We start from the raw sequence: 2,166 nt of genomic DNA, 5'->3' as shown, positions 1-2,166 counted from the left end.
CACAACCAGCATCGACATCTCGCTCTGGAACTTCCTTTTCGGTGCACGCTTTTCCGCCACAGCCGTGGCTTCCGATGGAGTCGTCATCGTATGTACTCTCTCTGTTCTGGCGTAATCTCAACAGGGACCGATGCATCCGCGCTGGATACATCGGTCCGGTTGACCGTGATCAGTTCTTTTTCAGGTACTGTTCAACGTTCGCCGGATTGACCAACTCGTAGGGAATCCATAATGGTGATTGAACCTTCTCGCCCTTCGCAAGCTTGATAGCCGCGTCAACCGATCCCGCACCCTGTCCAAGTGCGTCCTGGAAGACGGTTACGGTCAGGTCGCCATTTTGCATGTAATGCATCGCTTCCTGTGTCGCATCGACACCGGCGATGACGACATCTTTCATGTCCCAGCCAGCCGCCTTCAGCGAATTAACGGCGCCAATCGCCATTTCGTCATTATTGGCGAGAACGGCAGCCGGTTTGTAACCAGCGGTGATCCAGTTGGTCATCAGATCCTGCGCCTTGACAGGGTCCCAGTTCGCCGATTGTTCATCGATGATCTTCATGAAATTACAATCTGGCGTAGCGGCTACATCGTGAACGGCCTTGCTTCGCAATACGGCTGTCTCGTTCGCCAGGATGCCCTGGATGATCAGGATACCTGCATCCTTCGCTTTACCCGTTTCTTTAAGGACGCGGCAGACTTCCTTTGCCTGGAGGGTTCCCGCAACATATTCATCGGATCCGACAAATGCGGCTTTGGGGCCGAGGGTCTTTACGTCGCTCGGCGTATTGTTCACATAGACCAGCGGGATGCCGGCATCAGCAGCCATCTTCGTCATTGCCGGTGTAGCTGACGTCTCGACAGTATTGACGATGATAGCGTCCACACCCGCTGCGATGAAGTTTTGAACCTGCGACAGTTGCTTGTTCACGTCGCCTTCGGCAAATTCGACCTGAAGCGGCTGTTTTACTTTCGCGGCTTCATCCTTGATACCCTGAACCAGAACAGCAAGGTTGGAGTCACTGTGAGAAATCGTGACCCCGATGTCACCTGCATGAGCAACCGACGCGGCGAGAGTCGCCAATGTTGCACCAAGAATCCATTGTTTCATATCAATTCCCCTTTTTTTTGTCCGGTGTCCGGCGGCACCCAGATTAGCCGGACCGCCCACTCCCAGGGGCGGCCAAAAAATGCCGTCGTTTACTTACTCACTTCGAGTTGCGAGCATTTGCAGCGTCAACGAGCGGCTTGAGATACTCCAGTGAGACTCGAGCAACCCAATCAGGCTCGATACCCCGCTTGTGGAAACCGCATTCCATCGACAGATAACCGTCAAACCCTGTTTCCCAGAGAGCATCGATCAGGGCCGGCCAATCACCTCGCCCCATACCTGGTGGAAGTCGGTCATTGTCCGATGCGTGAATGTGGACGAGGTCCTTGCCCATGGTATAGGCGTAGTCGCTCATCACTTCCTTCTCAGCCAGAACGTGGTGCGCATCGAACATCAGCTTTACATTTGCTTCGCCAACGTCCTTCATCATGTCGATGGTATTGTCGCAAGTATTCACGATGTTGCTGTCTTCCGGTGTGGGCTCAATGACGATCTCGACGCCGAAGTCCTGTGCAAATCGAGCGATCTCGCTGATCGCATCCCTCGCCCAATCCCACGCCTGCCGGTAGGTGGTGCCAAAGATGTACCAGCCAGGCAGGCAGATCACGCGATTGCCGCCCCAATCGGACGTCAGCCGCACCGTGTCCTTGTAATTGTCGATGGCCCAACGGCGTTCTTCAGGAATGGGCGAAGCGACGTTATTGCCAGGTCCACCGCCATGAGCCGGCAGGGTTGCCGCCAGTTCCAGCTGATAGTCTTTCAACATTTGACCCAAATCCTTCCTGCGCTGAGCGCTCAAAGTCTGGGGAAAGACGTGCGGGCTGGCCAAACCGATTTCGATTGCGTCATAGCCGATCTTTTTTACACGCCGAATAGTTTCTTCGAGCGTGTAGGCCGGCAGCCATGTCGGATTGCTGGCATAAGGCCATGTATGCATTGCAAGTTTAATGGTCATGGAGCGCTCCTTAGACGGCAGATTGTTCGATATTTTCCCATGCTCCGGTCTGACCGGAGACGAGAATGGCCTCTGCGATGCGCTCGATCTGCACGCCGTCTTT

Annotated in this window: 2 protein-coding genes; both read right to left on the bottom strand. The window is 54.6% G+C overall.

Features of this window, described 5'->3' with window-relative positions:
- Nucleotides 1-169 precede the first annotated feature (169 nt).
- Nucleotides 170-1,108 (bottom strand): substrate-binding domain-containing protein, encoded by a 939-nt coding sequence (locus V6S97_RS29010; RefSeq protein ID WP_334428435.1) that lies wholly within the window; start codon nucleotides 1,106-1,108, stop codon nucleotides 170-172.
- A 97-nt stretch (nucleotides 1,109-1,205) separates the two neighbouring features.
- On the bottom strand, nucleotides 1,206-2,063 hold the full coding sequence (locus V6S97_RS29005; protein ID WP_334428434.1) for a sugar phosphate isomerase/epimerase family protein: 858 nt from the start codon (nucleotides 2,061-2,063) through the stop codon (nucleotides 1,206-1,208).
- Between the last annotated feature and the right edge of the window lie 103 nt (nucleotides 2,064-2,166).

The sequence above is a fragment of the Agrobacterium sp. CCNWLW155 genome (assembly GCF_036888815.1).
Lineage (GTDB): Bacteria > Pseudomonadota > Alphaproteobacteria > Rhizobiales > Rhizobiaceae > Agrobacterium > Agrobacterium radiobacter.
This window is presented reverse-complemented; position numbering and strand designations above follow the sequence as displayed.

Excerpts from the sequence above, each read along its gene's own strand:
- V6S97_RS29010 (WP_334428435.1), bottom strand. The coding sequence starts at position 1,108 with ATGAAACAATGGATTCTTGGTGCAACATTGGCGACTCTCGCCGCGTCG.
- V6S97_RS29005 (WP_334428434.1), bottom strand. The coding sequence starts at position 2,063 with ATGACCATTAAACTTGCAATGCATACATGGCCTTATGCCAGCAATCCG.